General features: G+C 64.0%; 20 protein-coding genes and 1 pseudogene. 16 read left to right on the top strand and 5 right to left on the bottom strand.

Annotation, left to right across the window (positions count from 1 at the left end):
- Together AB3X94_RS38090 and AB3X94_RS38085 are read right to left on the bottom strand one after the other, a co-directional pair.
- Positions 1-280 (bottom strand): annotated as a pseudogene (locus AB3X94_RS38090) (ammonium transporter); the annotation flags it as partial.
- Between the two features lie 25 nt (positions 281-305).
- A complete protein-coding gene (locus tag AB3X94_RS38085) occupies positions 306-644 on the bottom strand; it encodes a P-II family nitrogen regulator (protein ID WP_013094289.1) in 339 nt (112 codons plus the stop codon).
- A 442-nt stretch (positions 645-1,086) separates the two neighbouring features.
- On the opposite strand from AB3X94_RS38085, the gene AB3X94_RS38080 reads away from it, so the two are divergent.
- Positions 1,087-1,485 carry a VOC family protein gene (locus AB3X94_RS38080; RefSeq protein ID WP_176383946.1) on the top strand — a complete coding sequence of 133 codons (399 nt, stop codon included), beginning with the start codon at positions 1,087-1,089 and terminating at the stop codon, positions 1,483-1,485.
- A gap of 79 nt (positions 1,486-1,564) precedes the next feature.
- Here AB3X94_RS38080 and AB3X94_RS38075 read toward each other — a convergent pair whose 3' ends face one another.
- Both AB3X94_RS38075 and AB3X94_RS38070 read right to left on the bottom strand, forming a co-directional pair.
- Positions 1,565-2,692 carry an aminotransferase class V-fold PLP-dependent enzyme gene (locus tag AB3X94_RS38075; protein ID WP_368614240.1) on the bottom strand — a complete coding sequence of 376 codons (1,128 nt, stop codon included), beginning with the start codon at positions 2,690-2,692 and terminating at the stop codon, positions 1,565-1,567.
- 130 nt (positions 2,693-2,822) lie between these two features.
- Positions 2,823-3,332 (bottom strand): DUF1269 domain-containing protein, encoded by a 510-nt coding sequence (locus AB3X94_RS38070; protein ID WP_176111848.1) that lies wholly within the window; start codon positions 3,330-3,332, stop codon positions 2,823-2,825.
- Positions 3,333-3,568: 236 nt separating this feature from the next.
- On the opposite strand from AB3X94_RS38070, the gene AB3X94_RS38065 reads away from it, so the two are divergent.
- From AB3X94_RS38065 to AB3X94_RS38050, 4 genes are read left to right on the top strand one after another with little or no spacing between them, the layout of a single operon-like run.
- Positions 3,569-4,231 carry a dihydrofolate reductase family protein gene (locus tag AB3X94_RS38065; RefSeq protein WP_176111847.1) on the top strand — a complete coding sequence of 221 codons (663 nt, stop codon included), beginning with the start codon at positions 3,569-3,571 and terminating at the stop codon, positions 4,229-4,231.
- Between the two features lie 50 nt (positions 4,232-4,281).
- Positions 4,282-5,229 (top strand): pseudouridine-5'-phosphate glycosidase, encoded by a 948-nt coding sequence (locus tag AB3X94_RS38060; protein WP_368614239.1) that lies wholly within the window; start codon positions 4,282-4,284, stop codon positions 5,227-5,229.
- A gap of 20 nt (positions 5,230-5,249) precedes the next feature.
- Positions 5,250-5,741: a pyridoxal-dependent decarboxylase gene (locus AB3X94_RS38055; protein ID WP_368614242.1), complete on the top strand. Its 492-nt coding sequence runs from the start codon at positions 5,250-5,252 to the stop codon at positions 5,739-5,741.
- The gene (locus AB3X94_RS38050; RefSeq protein ID WP_368614238.1) at positions 5,738-6,148 is read left to right on the top strand and encodes a BON domain-containing protein; all 411 of its coding nucleotides are present in this window, start codon (positions 5,738-5,740) and stop codon (positions 6,146-6,148) included. The genes AB3X94_RS38055 and AB3X94_RS38050 overlap by 4 nt, the downstream gene beginning before the upstream one ends.
- Positions 6,149-6,701: 553 nt before the next feature.
- Here the strand turns inward: AB3X94_RS38050 and AB3X94_RS38045 are convergent.
- Positions 6,702-6,902 (bottom strand): hypothetical protein, encoded by a 201-nt coding sequence (locus AB3X94_RS38045; protein ID WP_368614237.1) that lies wholly within the window; start codon positions 6,900-6,902, stop codon positions 6,702-6,704.
- 372 nt (positions 6,903-7,274) lie between these two features.
- Between AB3X94_RS38045 and AB3X94_RS38040 the strand changes: the two genes are divergently transcribed.
- The 11 genes from AB3X94_RS38040 (at position 7,275) to AB3X94_RS37990 (ending at position 19,158) form a co-directional block, all read left to right on the top strand.
- Entirely contained in the window at positions 7,275-7,538 is a 264-nt protein-coding gene (locus AB3X94_RS38040; RefSeq protein WP_368614236.1) for a hypothetical protein, read from the top strand.
- The gene (locus AB3X94_RS38035; RefSeq protein ID WP_368614235.1) at positions 7,528-8,349 is read left to right on the top strand and encodes a DeoR/GlpR family DNA-binding transcription regulator; all 822 of its coding nucleotides are present in this window, start codon (positions 7,528-7,530) and stop codon (positions 8,347-8,349) included. The genes AB3X94_RS38040 and AB3X94_RS38035 overlap by 11 nt, the downstream gene beginning before the upstream one ends.
- A 1-nt stretch (position 8,350) precedes the next feature.
- Complete coding sequence (locus tag AB3X94_RS38030; protein WP_176111842.1) at positions 8,351-9,202, top strand: EamA family transporter; 852 nt, start codon at positions 8,351-8,353, stop codon at positions 9,200-9,202.
- A gap of 296 nt (positions 9,203-9,498) precedes the next feature.
- A complete protein-coding gene (locus AB3X94_RS38025) occupies positions 9,499-10,656 on the top strand; it encodes a 2-aminoethylphosphonate--pyruvate transaminase (protein WP_368614234.1) in 1,158 nt (385 codons plus the stop codon).
- A gap of 11 nt (positions 10,657-10,667) precedes the next feature.
- Positions 10,668-11,939, top strand: coding sequence for a phosphonoacetate hydrolase (gene phnA / locus AB3X94_RS38020; protein WP_368614233.1), 1,272 nt, complete (start codon positions 10,668-10,670; stop codon positions 11,937-11,939).
- Between the two features lie 80 nt (positions 11,940-12,019).
- Complete coding sequence (gene phnY / locus AB3X94_RS38015; RefSeq protein ID WP_217710255.1) at positions 12,020-13,468, top strand: phosphonoacetaldehyde dehydrogenase; 1,449 nt, start codon at positions 12,020-12,022, stop codon at positions 13,466-13,468.
- Between the two features lie 61 nt (positions 13,469-13,529).
- The gene (locus AB3X94_RS38010; RefSeq protein WP_176383923.1) at positions 13,530-14,561 is read left to right on the top strand and encodes a 2-aminoethylphosphonate ABC transporter substrate-binding protein; all 1,032 of its coding nucleotides are present in this window, start codon (positions 13,530-13,532) and stop codon (positions 14,559-14,561) included.
- Between the two features lie 22 nt (positions 14,562-14,583).
- Positions 14,584-15,759 carry an ABC transporter ATP-binding protein gene (locus tag AB3X94_RS38005; RefSeq protein WP_176111838.1) on the top strand — a complete coding sequence of 392 codons (1,176 nt, stop codon included), beginning with the start codon at positions 14,584-14,586 and terminating at the stop codon, positions 15,757-15,759.
- On the top strand, positions 15,752-16,636 hold the full coding sequence (locus AB3X94_RS38000; protein WP_176111837.1) for a 2-aminoethylphosphonate ABC transporter permease subunit: 885 nt from the start codon (positions 15,752-15,754) through the stop codon (positions 16,634-16,636). Before AB3X94_RS38005 ends, AB3X94_RS38000 begins: the two co-directional genes overlap by 8 nt.
- A complete protein-coding gene (locus AB3X94_RS37995) occupies positions 16,620-17,420 on the top strand; it encodes an ABC transporter permease subunit (RefSeq protein WP_368614232.1) in 801 nt (266 codons plus the stop codon). Before AB3X94_RS38000 ends, AB3X94_RS37995 begins: the two co-directional genes overlap by 17 nt.
- Before the next feature lie 94 nt (positions 17,421-17,514).
- Complete coding sequence (locus AB3X94_RS37990) at positions 17,515-19,158, top strand: Na/Pi cotransporter family protein (protein WP_368614231.1); 1,644 nt, start codon at positions 17,515-17,517, stop codon at positions 19,156-19,158.
- Positions 19,159-19,181: the final 23 nt, after the last annotated feature.

Here is a 19,181-nt window from a genome sequence, read left to right as displayed (position 1 = left end):
AGAACAGTGCGAGGCCCGGGATCGTCATGAACAGCACCAGCGCGGTGGAAGTCAGCATCCACGCGGTGTCGCCGGAGTTGAGCTTCGACGAATCGACCGAGAACGGTGCGGTCGGCGCGGCCGGCGCCGATGCAGCGGCATCCGCCGCGGGAGCCGCGGACGCTTGCGCGACCGGCACGGAGGCGGCCGCGGGTGCCGACGCGTCTTGCGCGAATGCGGGGCTCAGCCCGCCCGCGAGCAACGAGCCCGCCATCAACAAAGTCATCAACAGTTTGCGCATCTCTCTTTCCTCTTGTCCTGTGTCTTTATAGGGCGTCGGCGCCGGTCTCGCCGGTGCGGATCCGGATCACCTGCTCGATCGGTGTGACGAAGATCTTGCCGTCACCAATCTTTCCAGTGCGCGCCGCACGCTCGATCGCTTCGATAGCCTGATCGACGATGTCATCCGGCACGGCGACCTCGATCTTCACTTTCGGCAGGAAATCGACGACGTACTCCGCGCCCCGATACATCTCCGTATGGCCCTTCTGACGCCCAAAGCCCTTGACCTCCGTTACCGTGATTCCAGAGACGCCAAGCGATGACAAGGCTTCACGAGCCTCATCAAGCTTGAATGGCTTGATGACCGCACTTATTAGTTTCAATTTGCCTCTCCGTTGATCGCCCATGCCGATGCTGGCCGCCGTTGACGGTGGCTCAGCGCGCGGGGACGTTCAAAGCAACTGTCATGCCATCCGCACGAACGGTATCGGAGCGGGAGAGTTATCGGAGGAGCCGCGCGTTGGGTTTTCGGCGATCAGATGGATGCCGTGAGAGACGGAGCGCGATTGAATGGCGGGACTGTCAGAAGGCTTCTTCGCGGTATGCGGCATGTACCCTGGCACCATGCGCGAGCGCGCTTTCCTGTTGTCCGTCCAATATGGGGCATGCGTGCACGGTTCCGTCGCCTGCTATTACAGATTCATTAATCGAAGCTTCCAGGTTTCCACTCGCAGGCGCGGCACTCGCGGACGCCTGATTGGTCGAGCGCAACTCCGCGTGCTAACGTGAACAGAGATCGCGACTCTCGAACAGGAACGTAGCAGGATGATTTCGCATGTATTCGTTGGGGTGAATGACTTTGACCGCGCGTTGAAGTTCTATTCGGCTGTCATGAGCGAGTTGGGACATCAACTGAAGTTTTGCGAGCCAGATAGACCGTGGGCTGGTTGGATGGCTGTGGGTATGCCGCGTCCGCTTTTCCTTATCGGCAGGCCATATGATGGCAACCCCGCAGAACACGGGAACGGCCAGATGGTGGCATTGCTTGCGCCTGATCGTCGTTCAGTCGACAACGCACACGCTACCGCGCTGGCAAATTCAGGTTCTTGCGAAGGCCCTCCCGGTTTGCGCGCGCACTATCACCCGAACTATTACGGGGCGTATTTTCGCGACCCAGAGGGAAACAAGATTTGCGTGTGTTGTCACGATCCAGAGTGCGCATAGCTATTCCGGCAGGCTCCGGAGTCCTCCCGCCGATGCGGCTGCGAAGGCGAGCTATGCGCACATGCTTCGGAAAGACGCTCTAGACAATACGGTCCAGCGCCTTGGCGAACCTGGCGACCGAACCCTCGACGTCATGCAGTTTGTCCAGGCCGAATAATCCGACCCGGAAGGTTTTGAAGTCTTCAGGCTCGTCGCATTGAAGAGGAACGCCGGCCGCGATCTGCAAACCGGCATCGGCGAACTTCTTGCCGGATCGTATGCCGTCATCGTCCGTATAGCAGACCACGACGCCCGGAGCCTGAAAACCTTCGGCCGCCACGCTTTTGAAGCCTTTGTCACTCAGCAGTGAGCGAATGCGCTTGCCGAGTTCAAGCTGCTCGGCTCTCACTTTGTCCAAGCCATATGCTTCGGTTTCCTTCATGACGTCGCCCAGCGTCGCGAGACTGTCCGTGGGCATCGTGGCGTGGTACGCGAACCCGCCGTTCTCGTAGGCTTCCATGATCTGCAGCCACTTGCGAAGATCACAGGCGAAGCTGGTGCTGGTCGTCGCGTCGATTCGTTCGCGGGCGAGCGGGCTGAGCAGGACCATGGCGCAGCAAGGTGACGCGCTCCACCCTTTTTGCGGTGCGCTGATCAGCACATCGATGCCACTGGCCTGCATGTCCACCCAGATCGTGCCGGAGGCGATGCAGTCGAGAACGAACATGCCGCCGACCGCATGCACGGCGTCGGACACCGCGCGCATATAGGCATCGGGCAGCATCATTCCGGATGCGGTTTCCACATGCGGCGCGAACACCAGATCCGGCTTGTGCTCCTTGATCGCGGCGACCACTTCTTCGATTGGAGCGGGTGCATAGGCGGCCTGCCTTTGTTGGCCGACCGGACGCGCCTTCAACACGATCGATTCGGACGGAATGCCACCCATGTCGAAAATCTGCGACCAGCGATAACTGAACCAGCCATTGCGGATGACCAGACACTTGCTGTTCGTCGCGAACTGCCGGGCGACGGCTTCCATGCCGAACGTGCCGCTGCCTGGAACGATTACGGCCGACTTCGCGTTGTAGACTTTTTTCAGGGCGCCGGAAATATCGCGTACGACGCCTTGAAAGAGCTCCGACATATGATTGATCGATCGGTCGGTGTACACGACCGAATATTCGAGGAGTCCCTCGGGGTCGACATCGGGAAGTAAACCTGGCACGTTCGCCTCCAGTAATTGACGAGTAAAAGAATCGAAAACAGATTCTAACGAAAGCTGCCCGCAGCGGCATCGGCGGAGACGCCTTCGTTACCCATCCGGCCGACGCCGATGGCCTCGTCTCAGGCGCTGCTCACGGGAAGATCGGTGTGGTGGGTTCCGCGCCCTCCAGATCGGCCTTCGGCACATGCTGCGCGACCATCTGCTCGATCTCCTCTTCTCGCGATCCAGGCACGTCGGCCATGATCAGGAACTGGCCGTCGCGTATGGCGCCGCGAAAACGCTCGAGTTGTGCGTTCGGTTCGCCGACGCCGATCATCGCGGCCGTCCAGGCCCCGAAGCCGGCTCCCGCCAACGTCAATGCGACGACGGCTCCGCCCGCAATGGCGAGCTCCGCGGGAGGAAACGCCAGCGCCACGAGGCCAACGAGCGCTCCAGTCGCACCGCCGAGCGCCACGCCGCGTTCGAGCGAGTGCACGACGTCGCTGCTTTGCAGCAAAGTTGCCTCGGGTAACTCTTCGAGTGCGACGCTGTGATTCGCGAGAACATGGATATGCCGCCATGTGATCCGCGACCGCAGCAAGTCGTCTACGATCGCCTTCGCGGTCGTCGTGTCGGGTGCGAGGAAATAAAGGCGTCTCATCTCGATCCTCCATCAATCAAGCCACCCGCCAACGGGACGATGCTGTTTATCGTACGCCTGCCGCAGGCAATACTGTGGGCGGACGATCACTGCTGTATGCCAGCTTACAAATTCAGGAAATTCTCTTAAACACGTATGGTTAAGCATAAATCTGCTGCCCGACAATTTCGCGTAGTTCCGGCAACCATGCAGATTTACAGTCCACATTACGTTAGGCGTCCAATCGGAGGGAAACGATGACACGCGTTCGCGTTCAGGGCTTCACCATCTCGCTCGACGGATACGGTGCAGGCCCGAATCAGGACATTGACAATCCGCTCGGCGTTGGCGGGACGGAATTGCATCAGTGGCTAGTCCCAACCCGCACGTTCCAGCGGGCCTTGTTCGGCAACGACGGCGGTACCACCGGCGTGAACGATGATTTCGCCGCCCGTGGCTTTGAGAATGTCGGGGCCTGGATTCTTGGCAGGAACATGTTCGGCCCCATTCGTGGGGAATGGCCGGACGCCAACTGGAAAGGCTGGTGGGGGGACAGTCCGCCGTATCACGTCCCGGTCTTCGTCCTGACCCATCATCCGCGTGCCCCGATCGAGATGAAAGGCGGCACGACGTTCCACTTCATCACAGGGGGCATTCGCGAGGCGCTCGACCGCGCCCGCGAGGCCGCTGCCGGAATGGACGTGCGGATCGGCGGTGGGCCGCAGACAATCCGGCAGTATCTCCGCGAGGGCCTCATCGACGAACTGCACATTGCCATCGCGCCGGTCCTGCTTGGCCGGGGAGAATCGCTGTTCGAAGGGGTCGACTTGCGGGCCCTGGGGTACGAATGCGTTGAATTCGTAGCGTCGGACAAAGCCACGCATGTCGTTTTAAGGCGCCAGGGACACACGGACACCTAACCCGGTCTCGTACCGCATACTTCGGTGAATCGCCCCCCGAAAGGATCGACATGGTTGCCAACCTTGCACGCTCCTGGTTGACCTGGAGCGCGCCTGCGGCCGCTGCGCAGGCCGCTGGTCGCCCGCTCGTGGCGCTGGAATCGACCATCATCGCGCATGGCATGCCCTACCCGGAGAACGTTCGCACCGCGCGCGAAGTGGAGGCGTTGATCCGTGACGCGGGCGCCGAGCCGGCGACGATCGCGCTGATCGGCGGGCGAATCCACATCGGCCTTTCGGACGACGAACTGGAAATGATCGGCCGTTCCGACCACGTGCATAAGGTCAGCCGCCGTGACCTGCCGGCGGTGCTGGCAGGCCGCGGCCTGGGTGCCACGACCGTGGCTGGCACGATGATCTGCGCGGCGTTGGCCGGCATCGAGGTCTTCGTCACCGGCGGCATTGGCGGCGTACACCGAGGCGCCCAGCACACCTTCGACATCTCGGCGGACCTGCAGGAACTGGCGAAGACCTCGGTCGCGGTGATCTGCGCCGGTGCGAAGTCCATCCTGGACATCGGGCTCACCCTGGAATACCTGGAAACCCACGGCGTGCCGGTGCTCAGTTGCGAACAGGACAATTTTGCGGCGTTCTACACGCGTGACAGCGGCTTTCGCGCGGACTTCAGGCTGGACGACGCGGCGCAGCAGGCACGCTTCATCCGCACCAAGTGGGACCTCGGCCTCGACGGCGGTGTGGTCTTGAGCACGCCGGTGCCGGAATCGGCAGCGATGTCGGCCGAAGAGATCGACGCGCTGACTCGGCAGGCGCTCGACGAGGCCGCTGCGCAAGGAATCACCGGTAAGGCCGTCACCCCCTTCCTGCTGGCGCGCATCAAGGCGTTGACAGGCGGGCGCAGCCTGGCGACAAACATCGCGCTCGTAAAACACAATGCCGAGGTCGGCGCAAGGCTGGCGCTGGCGTTGGCACGCTCGAAGCGCGGGTCGGGCGCGGTGTAACCGCGTGCTATCTTTGACGGATTCGAAGCCTTCCTGTCAGGAGGGCTCATCGAGGCGCATTCGCGCTGACTCCGGAATATCTGCAAGCCACACCGCGTGGAATTGCTTCGGCTCCCTGGTTATACGAGTATGGATTGCAGACGTCCAGAGGTTTCCGCGCGCTCAAAGTCTGGATGGCTCTGAAACAGCATGGCGTCGAGAAGTTCGGCCGTCTGATCGATCAAAACTTCGCGCAGGGTCGCTACCTCAGTGAGCTCATCGTCTCTGAGCAACGCCAACGGTGCAAGGAGTACATTGCCTCAGGGTCGCGATATGCAATCACCGGACCCGTCGGGACGACCTGGATCTGCTGGTCAGGGAAATCGTTCGACTCGGAGACCAGATTTTGCATGCAATTCGTAGCAGCTGACTCGGACTGCGTTGGTATGCTTAACGCTATTAACGGCGGAGCCGCGCCCCATCTTTCTGTCTTGAACCGCAAGGTTGACGGAACCCAACGGAGGGCAGCATGAATAAGAGCAATGCGAGCAGAATAATCGGCGCAACGCTAGTCGCGGCCATCGCGAGTGGCTCGGCCTATGCGAACGGGCAACCCGGTCTGAGCGCGACGACCGACGTGGTCGCGCAAAAGGTGGCGGCATCGGGTTCACCTCCTCGACCCAAGCCGGATACTTCGATAGTTCGCGACGTTCGCCGTGCCCTCAGGCGCGTACCGGATATGGATGATTCAAAGATTCACATCAGGGCGAGCCACGGCGTCGTTACGCTCACCGGCACGGTGCCGGAGAGCTGGCAGATCTCGCGCGCCGCCAATGCGGCGAGATCGGTGCTCGGTGTCAAGTCGGTGAGGAACAGATTGACCGTGCGAGAGAGCGACGAAGCAGCCATTGAGCAGCGTCCCGCGGCATCGGCCGGATAAGTAGTTGATGCTCGACAGATCGGACCGGATTGCACCTCTCGTGTAGGCCGGTCGCCTGCGTCTGCTCGCCCTACGTTGTACTCCACCCCAAACTGAATGTCGAAGAGGTCTGGGTCGAAGGCCGCTCGACGCCAAGGGGCTCCCCCTAGCGTCAACTGAAACCGGAGGACGTGGCAGCGATTCTCGCTGACGCTATGGAAGGCGTGAACGCGAAGCTGGCGGCGATAGACGCCTCATGGACGCAGCACTAACCATTTCGATTCCTGACGATAAAGGCGGCTTAATGCCGCCTTTTTTAGTCCTGCACCAGCAGGAATATGCAATAGAAATCGAGATGTCCGAGACAATCGTAAATAGTTGTCAAAACGGGCTTATCCCGAATTAAAGCGATTGACCAGGCTCCCGCTTCGGCGGGGCTCCGCAAAATCGCGAGTCTTGCAGGCAAGGGGCACCACCATGACTGGGCATAGGCCACGTCCGCGCGTAGTGCCGCGAGTGAGTATGGAAATCGCGCACGCGCTTCGTCATGCGAACGTGCGCCACCCAACGGGAGCTATCCGGCGAAGCAGTCTTCCTCACCGACGAGCAGCCCGTCGAACTTACCCATGCTGTCGCCATAGACGATCACGTCTGGATCCGGCCCGTCCATCACTGCGAGTGCCGCCGCCACGACGGTCTCAGCCGCGTTGGTCACGCTGCGGCAACCGGGCGTGTCCACGTCCTGAATGACCGCCACACCCGAGAAGAAGCCCACCAGCGCGAAGCCACGTGGCTTGGGATTTCCGTGGACATCGGGCGACCTCGCTTTTTTGGAAGTGTGTGGCAATGCGTGGAAAACACTGTGGCCTTGGACTACAACAAAAAGACGCAAAAAACAACATGAACCGGCAGTTGCCGGGAGGCCTGCTGAGAGCGCGGACAGGTGAAAATTCGCCGCAAAGCCTTGGGCTAATGGGTCTTTGACGCATGACCGGAATCCGCGAGACACCTACCCACCTCGCCTTTTTCGAGCGGAGGCCGCGGGCATCGAACCGCAATAAAAATCGCGAACGGCGAGGAAACATGTGTTATTTTGTGGCATTGTGACGGCCGAAACCCGACACGCCGTAGCGCGCTGGTGCGCGCGATGAACCCCGACGAGATCGGCGTGCTAGTCACCGATGCGCCGCTCGACGCCCACTATGCCCAGATCTTCGCCGCGGCACGCATAGAGGTGCGCTATCCGGGCAGCACGGCCGCGCCGATGACCGCTGCCCTCGCAGAAGAGACGGAGGGACCGGGCGAGGCAGCGCATCGATCGCCCCTGCGCGGTCCGCCCGACGCAACTTGCCACGCAACCAGCGACGCCACCGCCGACGATACGCACGGAGAGCCACACCATGCTCGATAACCGCTCAGCGGGGCCCGTGCCCGCTTCATTGAACCCGAACCGCCGGCTCGCGATCGAGCGCATCGACTACATCGTGCAAAGCCTCGAGGCGAGCGGCTCGGTCAGCGTCGCGAACCTGTCGGCGACGCTCGGCGTGTCGCGCGAAACGATCCGCCGCGACCTGAAGATTCTCGCGGAACAGGGCCGCGCGAATCTCGTGCACGGCGGCGCGGCGAAGCGGCCCGTCGCCGAACCGTCGCTGGCAAGCCGCGTGGCGGTCAACGCGCTGGGCAAGGCGGCCATTGGTGCCGCGGCCGCACGACTCGTCACGGATGGCATGGTCGTGCTGATCGATTCGGGCTCGACCACGCTGGGTCTCGCCGAGGCGCTGCAGCATCATCGCGACCTGACCGTGATCACCAACAGCCTGCCGATCGCACTGATGCTGTGCCGCGCGCCCGGCGTAAAGGTCGTCGTGCTCGGCGGCGACATCGACCCGAACGACGAAGCCGCTATCGGCGTCGAGACGATGACCGCGCTCAGCCATTTCCGCGCCGATCTCGTGTTTGTCGGCGTGGGCGGCATCTCGCCCGAAGGCGAATTCACCGACTACTCGCGGCTCGCCGCCGAGCAACGTCATCTGATGATGAAGTCGGGCAAAAAGGTTTACGTGCTCGCGGACCACTGCAAGTTTGAACAGCAGACCCCCGTGCTGATCGCGCCTGTGCCGCATATCGCCGGACTGATCGTCGACGCCGAGCCGCCCGCGGGCATCGTCCGCGCCTGCGCCGAACAGCGCTGGGAAATCATCATCGCCAATCGCCACAGCTAGCATGACGATGACGCTTCCCGTGTTTTTCGCCGTGCTGTCGGCCGCGCTTTTGCATGCGGGCTGGAACGCGGTGATCAAGGTGCGCCTCGATCCTTTTCTGGCGATGACCCTGCTGTGCATCGCCTGCGGCCTGATTGCGCTGCCGTCGCTCGCGTTCACCGGATTCGCTCGGCCTGCTGCGTGGCCCTGGGTGGCGGGATCGGTGACGCTTCATTTCGGCTACTACGTGTGTCTGAGCGAGGCATACCGTCGTGCCGACATGAGCCAGATCTACCCGATCGCGCGCGGCTCCGCTCCGCTGATCACCGCCCTCGTCTCCGTCACGATCTTGCACGAGACGATGAGCGCGGGCGGCGTCGCGGGAGTCGTGCTGCTCGGCAGCGGCGTGTTGCTGCTGTCGCTGCGCGGACGCCATCACTCCGCATCTGAAAGCCGTGTCGCGCTCGGCTTCGCGCTGCTCACGGCGGTGACGATCGCGGGCTACACGGTCGTCGACGGCGTAGGCGCACGCGTCGCCGGCAATCCGAACTCCTACGCGGCGACGCTATTCGTGTTCGATGCGTTGCCGATGCTGACGCTTTGCCTGTATCGCTACGGGCCGGCCGGCATGGCGCCGATGCGGCGTTTCCTGCTGCCGGGGTTCGCGGGCGGCGCGATGTCGCTCGCGGCGTACTGGATCGTGATCTGGGCGATGACCGTCGCTCCCATCGCCCTCGTGGCGGCAGTGCGCGAGACGAGCGTGGTGTTCGCCGGCATCATCGCCGTGTATGTGCTCAAGGAGCCGTTCAGCCGCGTGCGTACCGCGGCCGCTACGTTGACGTTGGCTGGCCTCGCGCTGATGCGGCTGTTCTGATTCCGAGCGTGGGTTTCGGCGCTGACGGCAGGCCACTGGCCTTCTGACCGGTGCCGCAACCGGCCGCGCGTTGCATTCGATCACCCCCCGCCCCCCTCCAGCCTCCCCATGCGGGTTTGTCCCGATCGGAGGCCGCTTCCCCATATCCTTCGCGGACTTCGCCAACTTCCAGGCGGCGTTTCGCGTGTCCGACCGGAATGTGGCATTTTTTGGCATCTTGACTGTTTTTGTTGCAGCCCCTAGAGTGGGTCTCACGCACCTGCGCAGTACCCAAATCGACCCACAAGGAGACATCGATGACCGGTTCCACGTATGCATCGCCGGCTTGTTCCGAAACCGGCGATCCGCTGTTGCTGACCCCCGGACCACTGACCACGTCACGCACCGTCAAGGCCGCGATGGTTCACGACTGGGGCTCGCGCGACGCCAACTTCATCGAGATCAATCGCTCGGTGCTCGCGCGCCTTGCCGCGATCGCCAATGGCGCGCGCGACTGGGTGACGGTGCCGATGCAGGGCTCGGGCACCTTCGCCGTCGAGGCGATGCTCACCACTTTCGTGCCGCCCGGCGGCGAGGTGCTGGTGCTGATCAACGGCGCGTATGGCAAGCGCGCGAAGCGCATCCTCGAAATCGCCGGCCGCAAGACCGTCGTGCACGAAACTGCCGAGGACACGCCGCCCGATCTCGCCGAGATCGACAAGGTGCTGGCCGCCTCGCCGTCGATCACGCATGTGTTCGCGGTCCACTGCGAGACCACCGCGGGCATTCTCAATCCGATCGCCCAGATCGGCGCGCTCGCAGCGCGCTACGGCAAGGGCTATCTGGTCGATTCGATGAGCGCGTTCGGCGCGTTGCCGCTCGACGTGCAGACGATGCATATCGATGCGGTCGCCGCGTCGTCGAACAAGTGCATCGAGGGCGTGCCCGGTCTCGGCTTCGTGATCTGCCGACGTGAAGCGCTCTCCCGCACGCAGGGCAACGCGACCACGCTCGTGCTCGATCTGCACGAGCAGTGGACCAACCTCGAAAAGACCAGCCAGTACCGCTTCACGCCGCCCACGCACGTGATCGTCGCGTTCCATCAAGCGCTGGAGGAATTCGATGCCGAAGGCGGCGTCGCGGGGCGCGGCGCGCGTTATCGCAACAACTGCCGGATTCTCGTCGAAGGCATGCGCGCGCTCGGCTTCAAGCCGCTGCTGGCTGAAGCGCTGCAGGCTCCGATCATCGTGACTTTCCATATGCCCGAGGACCCGCGCTTCGAATTCCAGCGCTTCTACGACAGCCTGAAGGCGCGCGGCTATGTGATCTATCCGGGCAAGCTGACCGTCGCGGACTCGTTTCGCATCGGCTGCATCGGCCGGCTCGGCGAGCGCGAGATGCGCGCGGCGCTCGGTGCGATCAGTGAGGTCCTCGATGAAATGGGCATGAACGCGCCAGTCGCGAAAACGGCATGAAGGGGGACATCATGAGTACGCTGCAAGACACCGTGCTGAGCATCAATGGCCGCGACTATCGCTTTCCGGCGGAGCCGGTCGTGGTGATCTGCCTCGACGGTTCGGAGCCCGCCTATATAGAAGAAGCCGCGAAGGCCGGGCACGCGCCGCATCTCGCGAAGCTGCTGCGCACGGGCACGAGCCGCATCGCCCAATGCGTGATTCCGAGCTTCACGAATCCGAACAATCTGTCGATCGTGACGGGCCGTCCGCCGAAAGTGCACGGCATCGCGGGCAACTACTTCTACGACCGCGCGAGCGGCAAAGAAGTGATGATGAACGACGCCCGCTTCCTGCGCGCGCCGACGATCTTCGCCACGTTCCACGACGCCGGCGCGAAGGTCGCCGTCGTCACCGCGAAGGACAAGCTGCGCACGCTGCTCGGCAAGGGGCTCGACTTCACGAGCGGCCGCGCAATCGCCTTTTCGGCTGAAAAGGCCAACGAGGCTACCCGCGCCCAGAACGGCCTCGGCGACGTGCTCGCCTACGTCGGCAAGCCGCTCCCGGATGTGTATTCGGCCGACCTGTCCGAGTTCGTGTTCGCGGCAGGCGTCAAACTGCTCGACACGTTCCGGCCCGACCTGATGTACCTGTCGACGACGGACTACGTGCAGCACAAGGCGGCGCCGGGCTCGCCCAAGGCCAACGACTTCTACGCGATGTTCGACCGCTACGTCGGCGCGCTCGATGCGGCAGGCTGCGTGCTGGCGATCACCGCCGATCACGGCATGAACGGCAAGCATCGCGCGGATGGCGCGCCCGACGTGCTGTACCTGCAAGACCTGTTCGACGAATGGACCGGCAAAGGCCGCTCGCGCGTGATCCTGCCCATCACCGATCCGTACGTCGCGCATCACGGGGCGCTTGGCTCTTTCGCCACCGTCTATCTGCCCGAGGGGCTCGCAGCGGCTGAAGCAGCGGCGCTGCTCGAACGGCTGCGCCAGACCGAAGGCATCCAGCTCGCGCTGACGAGCGCCGAGGCCTGCGAACGCTTCGAGCTGCCCCCCGACCGTATCGGCGACGTCGTCGTGGTCGGCACACGCGCCAAGGTATTCGGCACCAGCGCCGCGCGTCACGACCTGTCGGGACTGACCGAGCCGTTGCGTTCGCATGGCGGGCTAACGGAGGAGAACGTGCCGCTGATCGTCAACCGCAAGACCGACTGGCCGGCGGACCGCGCGCTGCGCAACTTCGACATCTTCGATGTCGCGCTGAACCACGTATCGCAGTCCGCCGCGGCATAACGCGTCGATCACAACAACCCGCGCGTCCCGCATCTCGCGGCGGCCTGCGGGCTCCACCGGATCATTGAACGAGGTATTCGATGAACGTCATGACCAAACCCGCCTTCAGGCAGGAATCGATGCGCATCGCCGGCCAACACACGAGCACCGACGAGCTGATCGAAGTCTTCAACCCGTACACGAACGAGGTCGTCGGTACCGTGCCCGCGGGTCGTCCCGAACACGTGCAACAGGCGTTCGCAAAAGCGCACGCATTCAAGCCGCGGCTCACGCGCTTCGAGCGTCAGCGCATCCTGCAGCGCACGGCCGAGATCCTGAGCGAACGCAAGGAAGACTTCGCGCGCCTGATCACCGCGGAGTCGGGGTTGTGCTGGAAGGATGGGCTTTACGAGGCGAGCCGCGCCTACGACGTGTGGTCGTTCGCGGCGCAGCTCACGATCAAGGACGACGGCGAGGTCTATTCCTGCGATATCAGCCCGAACGGCAAGAACCGCAAGATTTTCACCACGCGGCTGCCGCTGCTCGGCGTGATTTCGGCGATCACGCCGTTCAATCATCCGCTGAACATGGTGAGCCACAAGCTGGCGCCCGCGATCGCGACCAACAACCGCGTGGTGCTGAAGCCCACCGAGCTCACGCCGCTCACCGCGCTCGCGCTTGCCGACGTGCTCTATGAAGCGGGCCTGCCGCCCGAGATGCTGAGTGTCGTCACCGGCAATCCGCGCACGATGGGCGATGCGATGATCACCGATCCGCACTGTGATCTCGTCACGTTCACAGGCTCCGTGCGGATCGGCAAATATATCGCGCAGCACGCCGGCTATCGCCGCACGGTGCTGGAACTCGGCGGCAACGATCCGCTGATCGTGATGGAGGACGCCGATCTCGACAAGGCCGCGCAGCTCGCGGTAACCGGTGCGACGAAAAATTCGGGGCAGCGCTGCACGGCGGTCAAGCGGATTCTCGTGGTGCAAAGCGTGGCCGACGCGTTCGTCGAGCGCGTGCTCGTGCATGCGAAAAAGCTCAAGTGCGGCGATCCGATGGACCCGTCCGTCGACGTGGGCACCGTCATCAACGAGGCCTCCGCGCAATTGTTCGAGCGACGCGTGGCAGACGCGCAGGCCCACGGTGCCCGGGTGCTTTACGGCGCGCCGCGCGAGGGCGCGCTGTTCCATCCGACAGTCGTCGATCACGTGCCGTACGACTGCGAGCTCGTGCGCGAAGAGACCTTCGGCCCGGTGATTCCGATCATCCGCGTGCCCGATGCGCTCGATGAAGTGATCCGGGTTTCGAACTCGACCGCATATGGCCTTTCGTCGGGCGTCTGCACGAACCGGCTCGACTACATCACGCGCTTCGTCAGGGAGCTGGAAGTCGGCACCGTGAACGTCTGGGAAGTGCCCGGCTATCGCACGGAGATGTCGCCGTTCGGCGGCATCAAGGATTCAGGCAATGGTTACAAGGAGGGCATGGTCGAGGCAATGAAGAGCTACTCGAATGTGCGGACCTGGTCGATCCCCTGGGAGTGACCGGCCGCGCGACCAAGTGAAATGCTGACCTCATCCGAACTCAACGCAAGGAAGGATGGATATGAAAACTCGTCTGATGGCTCTCGCCGCCTGCGCGCTCGCCATGGCAACGCCCCCCCTTTACGCACAGTCCGACGTCGTGACCATCTATGCCGCGGATGGTTTGCACGACGGTTCGCCGAGCTGGTTCGGCAATCAGTTCGAAGCCTTCACGAAGGCGACCGGCATCAAAGTGCAGTACATCGAGGCCGGCTCGAGCGGCGTGGTGGACCGGCTGAGCAAGGAGAAGTCGAATACCCAGGCGGACGTGCTCGTGACGCTGCCGCCCTTCATGCAGAAAGCCGCGGCTGACGGCCTGTTGCAGTCCTATTCGCCGGCGGGCGCCGACAAGATCGAGACGCGCGACAAGGATCCGAAAGGCCTGTACTACGCGATGGTCGGCAACTACCCGAGCTTCATCTACAACTCGGCGGTGCTGAAGAGCCCGCCCAAGACCTACGCAGACCTGCTCGCGCCGCAGTTCAAGCAGAAGATCCAGTACTCGACGCCGGGCCAGGCTGGCGACGGCACCGCGCTGATGCTGCAGACCTTCCACGCGTTCGGTGGCAAGCCGGCCGGCTTCGACTATTTGCGCAAGCTGCAGACCAACAACCTCGGGCCTTCGGCATCGACCGGCAAGCTCACGGCGCTCGTCAACAAAGGCGAGCTCTTCGTGGCCAACGGCGATATGCAGATGAACCTCGCGCAGATGCACGACAACCCGAACGTCGCGATGTTCTTCCCGGCCGGTCCCGACGGCCGCCGCACGACCTTTGCGTTGCCCTACTACGTCGGGCTCGTGGCGAACGCGCCGCATGCTGGCAACGGCAAAAAGCTGATCGATTTCCTGTTGAGCGCGCCGGCGCAGCAGGAGGTCAGCAAGGTCGCGTACGGCTTCCCCGTGCGCACGGATGTGCATCCGTCGGACAGCAACTTCCAGACGTTGAACACGTTGCTGAAGGGTGTCGACATCTGGCAACCCGATTGGAACCAGGTGCTCCAGGAGCTGCGTCCCGACGTGGCCGCCTACAACCAGGCGATTTCCATCGACTAACCCAGCTACCGACGAGCGACTAATGGCAAACACCATGACCATGGAACGGGGGCCGCAGCGGCGCGCCTCCGCTGCGCCGACCGTCATCGCGCACGGAGCGAGCGGTATCGGTTTCGAAGGCGTGTCGGTGGCTTACGGCAGCCAGACCATTCTGGAGTCTCTGACGCTCACCGTTAAGCCCGGCGAGATCGTCGCGCTGATCGGCCCGTCCGGCTCCGGCAAGACGACCGCATTGCGCGCCGTCGCCGGCTTCGTGCAGCCGAGCGCCGGGCGCATCACCATCGGCGATCGCGACGTGACCCGGCTGCCGCCGTACGCACGCAACATCGGCATGGTGGTGCAGAACTACGCGCTGTTTCCGCATATGCGCGTCGAGGACAACGTCGCCTTCGGGCTGCGTGCCCGTGGCGCGGATGCCGAGGTGATTGGCGAACGGGTGCCCGAGTGCCTCGGGCTCGTCGGCATGGCGAAGTATGCGAAGCGCTATCCGCGCGAGCTGTCGGGCGGCCAGCAGCAGCGCGTGGCGATCGCCCGCGCGCTCGCGATCCGTCCGCAGGTGCTGCTGCTCGACGAGCCGCTGTCGGCGCTCGACGCGCAGATCCGCCGCTCGATGCTCGACGAACTCGCGAAGCTGCACCGCACGCTGCCGTCGCTCACGGTGCTCTACGTGACGCACGACCAGACCGAAGCGCTGACACTCGCGAACCACATCGGCATCATGCGCGACGGCCACCTGGTCGCTTACGGCGACGCGCAAGGGCTCTATCGTCATCCGCCGAACCGCTTCGCCGCCGAGTTCCTCGGCCGCGCGAACGTCTTGCCGGCGCAGCAGCTCGAACCGATGGCCGACGGGCGCGCCCGCGTGCGCTTTCATGGCCAGCCGCTCGAGGGCTGCAACCATCACGGACTCGCGGCCGGCGCCCCCTGCTTCGTGTGCGTGCGGCCGCATCATCTGCAGTTCGTTGCGGGTGGCAGCACGCCAGGCGCCGATGGCCAACGCATGAATCAGATGACGGGGGCCGTCGTCAGCGTGCAGTGGCTCGGCGAAATGCACAGCATCGTGCTCGATGTCGAAGGCGAGCTGCTGCGGCTCACCTGCGCGCCGCTCGCGGAGCCGCCGGAGCCGGGCGCGGCGCTCAGCGTACGTTTCGATCCCGCGGATGTCACGCTCGTACCGGAGGCTGAACGTCATGGCTGATATCGTGATTGCGCCGCCGGCCCGTGCGCGGGCGCCGGCCGCGGCGCTGGGGGGCCTGTGGATCGCGCCGCCGCTCGCGGTGCTCGCCGCGCTGTTCTTCTACCCGTTCGGGCTGATCGTCGTCCAGGCGTTGGGCGGCGACCAGCATGTGCTGTCGTTCGCGAACTTCGAGCATGTGCTGCGCTCACGCCAGTTCCTGAGCGGGCTTTATCACACGATCGCGATCGCAGTATCGGCCTCGGCGGGATGCCTCGTGCTCGGCTTCGTGTTCTCGCTCGTGATCGCGTTCGTGCCGTTCCCGGGCGCGCGTTTCGTGGGCCGGCTCATCGATACGTTCATCGCGCTGCCCACCTTCCTCGTCGCGCTCGCGTTCACCTTCGTGTACGGTTCGGCCGGACTGCTGAACCAGTCGCTGATGGAGATGTTCCATCTGCCGCTGCCGCCGCTCAACTTCCTGTACACGCAATGGGGTGTCGTGCTGTCGGAGATCACGGTCTATACGCCGTTCATCATGCGTCCGTTGCTTGCGTGCTTCTCGCAGATCGACAGTGCGCAGATCGAGATGGCGGGCAGCCTCGGCGCGCGGCCGCTGCGCATCATCCGGCAGATCATCCTGCCCGCCGCGTTGCCGGCGCTGCTGGCGGGCGGCAGCCTGTGTCTGCTGTTGACCGTCAACGAGTTCGGCATCGTGCTCTTCATCGGCGCGAAAGACGTGATCACGTTGCCGCTGCTGATCTACGACAAAGCGATCCAGGAATTCGACTACACCACCGCGTGTGTGATCGCCGTCGTCAATATCGCGCTGTCGCTCGGGCTTTATGCCTGCTATCGGGCCGTCGTGTCACTTTGCGGAGGTCGCCGTGCTGCTCTGGGCTAGATGGGGTAAATGGCTGACGTGGGGCGGCACGGCGTTGCTGTTCTGCGCGGTCTACGGGCTGCCGGTCGCGATGATCGCGCTCGCCAGCATCAGCGGACAGTGGAACGGCATCCTGCCGAGCCACCTGACACTCGAACACTACGCGCGGGTGCTGCATACCGATTCGGCGAGCCAACTGCGAGTGAGCGTATTGACCGGCGTGGTTGCAAGCGTCGCGGCGCTCGTCAGCGGCACGTGGGCCGCGCTCGCGCTGCGCCGCATCAAAGGCCTGCCGCGCCGCGTGCTCGACGTGATCTTCTTCGTGCCGAGCGCGGTGCCGTCGGTTTCGATCGGGCTCGGGTTGCTGGTCGCGTTCAGCCGGCCGCCGGTGTTGCTCAACGGCACGGCGACGATCGTCTTCATCGCGCACTTCCTGCTGATCTCGGCGTTCACCTACGGCAACGTGGCGGCAGGGCTTGCGCGGGTCGCGCCCGAATACGGCGAGGTGGCCCAGAGTCTCGGCGCCCGGCCGCTCTACCAGCTCTCGCGCGTGACGCTGCCGCTCGTCGCGCCGTACTTGCTCGCATCGTTCAGCCTGAGCTTCGCGCTGTCGATGGGCGAACTCGGTGCGACGCTGATGATCTATCCGCCGGGCTGGGTCACGCTGCCGGTGGGCATCTTCGCGCTGTCGGACCGTGGTGCGATCTTCGACGCCGCCACGCTCACGATGATCCTCGGCATCGGCACGCTCGCGGTATTGATGGGGCTCTCGCGCATCTCGAACCGTGCAATGGTGCGTGGATGACGGTGTCCCTGCAGGTACGCGAGGAGGCAATCGCGGCGGGCGCTGAGCCGGCCTGAAGGATGCGCACGACAAAAAACATAAAGGGAGGTGCCGGATGATCATGATCGTGCTTCATCTCGCGGGTGGCGTCGCGCTGCTGACGTGGGGCCTTCATATGGTCGAGTCCGGTCTGATGCGCGCGTTCGGCGCGTCGCTCAAGCGCTTCATGGCGAAGAGTCTCGGCAACCGGCTGAACGCGTTCTGCGCCGGGCTCGCGATCACCGGCGCGCTGCAGAGCAGCACGGCGACCGGCATGATCGCGTCGTCGTTCGCGGCACGCGGTTTGATGCGGCCTGTTACCGGACTCGCGATCATGCTGGGCGCCAACGTCGGCTCGACGCTGATCGTGCAGGCGTTCTCGCTCGATCTGAGCTGGATCTCGCCGGTGTGTCTGCTGGTTGGCATGACGCTCTTCGAGAAGGGCAAAGGCTCCCGCAATCGTGATCTCGGCCGCGCGTCGATCGGGCTCGGCCTGATGTTGCTTGCGCTCACGCTGCTCGTCTCGACCGTGCAGCCCGCCGAGACTGCCCCCGCCCTGCGCACGGTACTCGGCGCGCTGACAGGCGAGCCGGTGCTGAATGCGGCGCTCGCGTGCGTGCTCACTTGGGCCGCGCATTCGAGCATTCCGGTCGTACTGTTCGTGATGTCGCTCGCCAACCTGCATACCGTGCCGATGGACACAGCGATTGCGATGGTGCTCGGCGCGAACATCGGCAGCGCGCTCAACCCGTACTTCGAGGCCGCGAAAGGCGCCGACCGCAGCCGCCGGCGCCTGCCGGCCGGCAACCTCGTGCTGCGCGGCGGCGTGTGTCTGCTGATGCTCGCCGCGTGCGCGCCACTCGCAACGTTGCTCCAGCAGGTCTACGGCAGCCCCGCCCGTGCAATCGCCGACTTCCACACGGGCGTGAACGTGGCGATCGCCGTGGTCTTCATCGGGCTGCTCGCCCCTGTCGCGCGCCTTCTCGAACGGCTGCTGCCGGCGCCGGGCGCCGCCGAGAACGGCGACGCGCCGCGCTACCTCGACGAAGCCGCGCTGCGGGTGCCCTCGCAGGCGCTCGCATGCGCGACCCGCGAATTGATCCGGATGGGCGATATCGTGGAAGCGATGCTGTGCGCGAGCGTGCCGGTGCTGATCGCAAACGACCGGCGCGCGGTGCACGAGATCGCGGCGCGCGACGATGCGGTGGATATGCTGCACGATGCGATCAAAAGCTACGTGACCGAGGTGACGCGCGAGTCGCTCGACGACGAAGACCGGCGCTGGGCCTCGGCGATCATGACCTCCGTGATCAACCTCGAACATATCGGCGATATCGTGGACAAGAATCTGATGGAGCTGGCGCAGAAAAAGATCAAGGCACAGGTGAGCTTTTCCGCTGAAGGCGCCGAGGACTTGCGCGCGCTGCACCAGTTGGTGATCGACAGTTTTCACCGGGCTCAGGCGCTGCTCGTGTCGGGAAGAACGCAGACCGCGGAGCAACTGCTCGAGGACAAACAGGCGCTGCGGCGCCTTGAACGCGCCGCGCGGGATGCTCATCTCAACCGCCTGCGCGAGGGCAAGCCCGACAGCATCGCGTCGAGCTCATTGCATCTCGACGTGCTGCGCGATCTCGTGCGGATTCAGTCGCACATCTGCGCGCTCGCTTATCCGCTGCTCGAGCGCGAGGCAGCTAACGATGGCGATGCGCAGGTTGCATGAGGCGAGACACGGCGCTTGCGCTA

The sequence above is a fragment of the Paraburkholderia sp. BR10923 genome (genome assembly GCF_040948765.1).
Taxonomy (GTDB): Bacteria; Pseudomonadota; Gammaproteobacteria; order Burkholderiales; family Burkholderiaceae; genus Paraburkholderia; species Paraburkholderia youngii.
The sequence above is the reverse complement of the archived record's forward strand: the minus strand, read 5'-3'. Positions and strand labels throughout refer to the sequence as shown.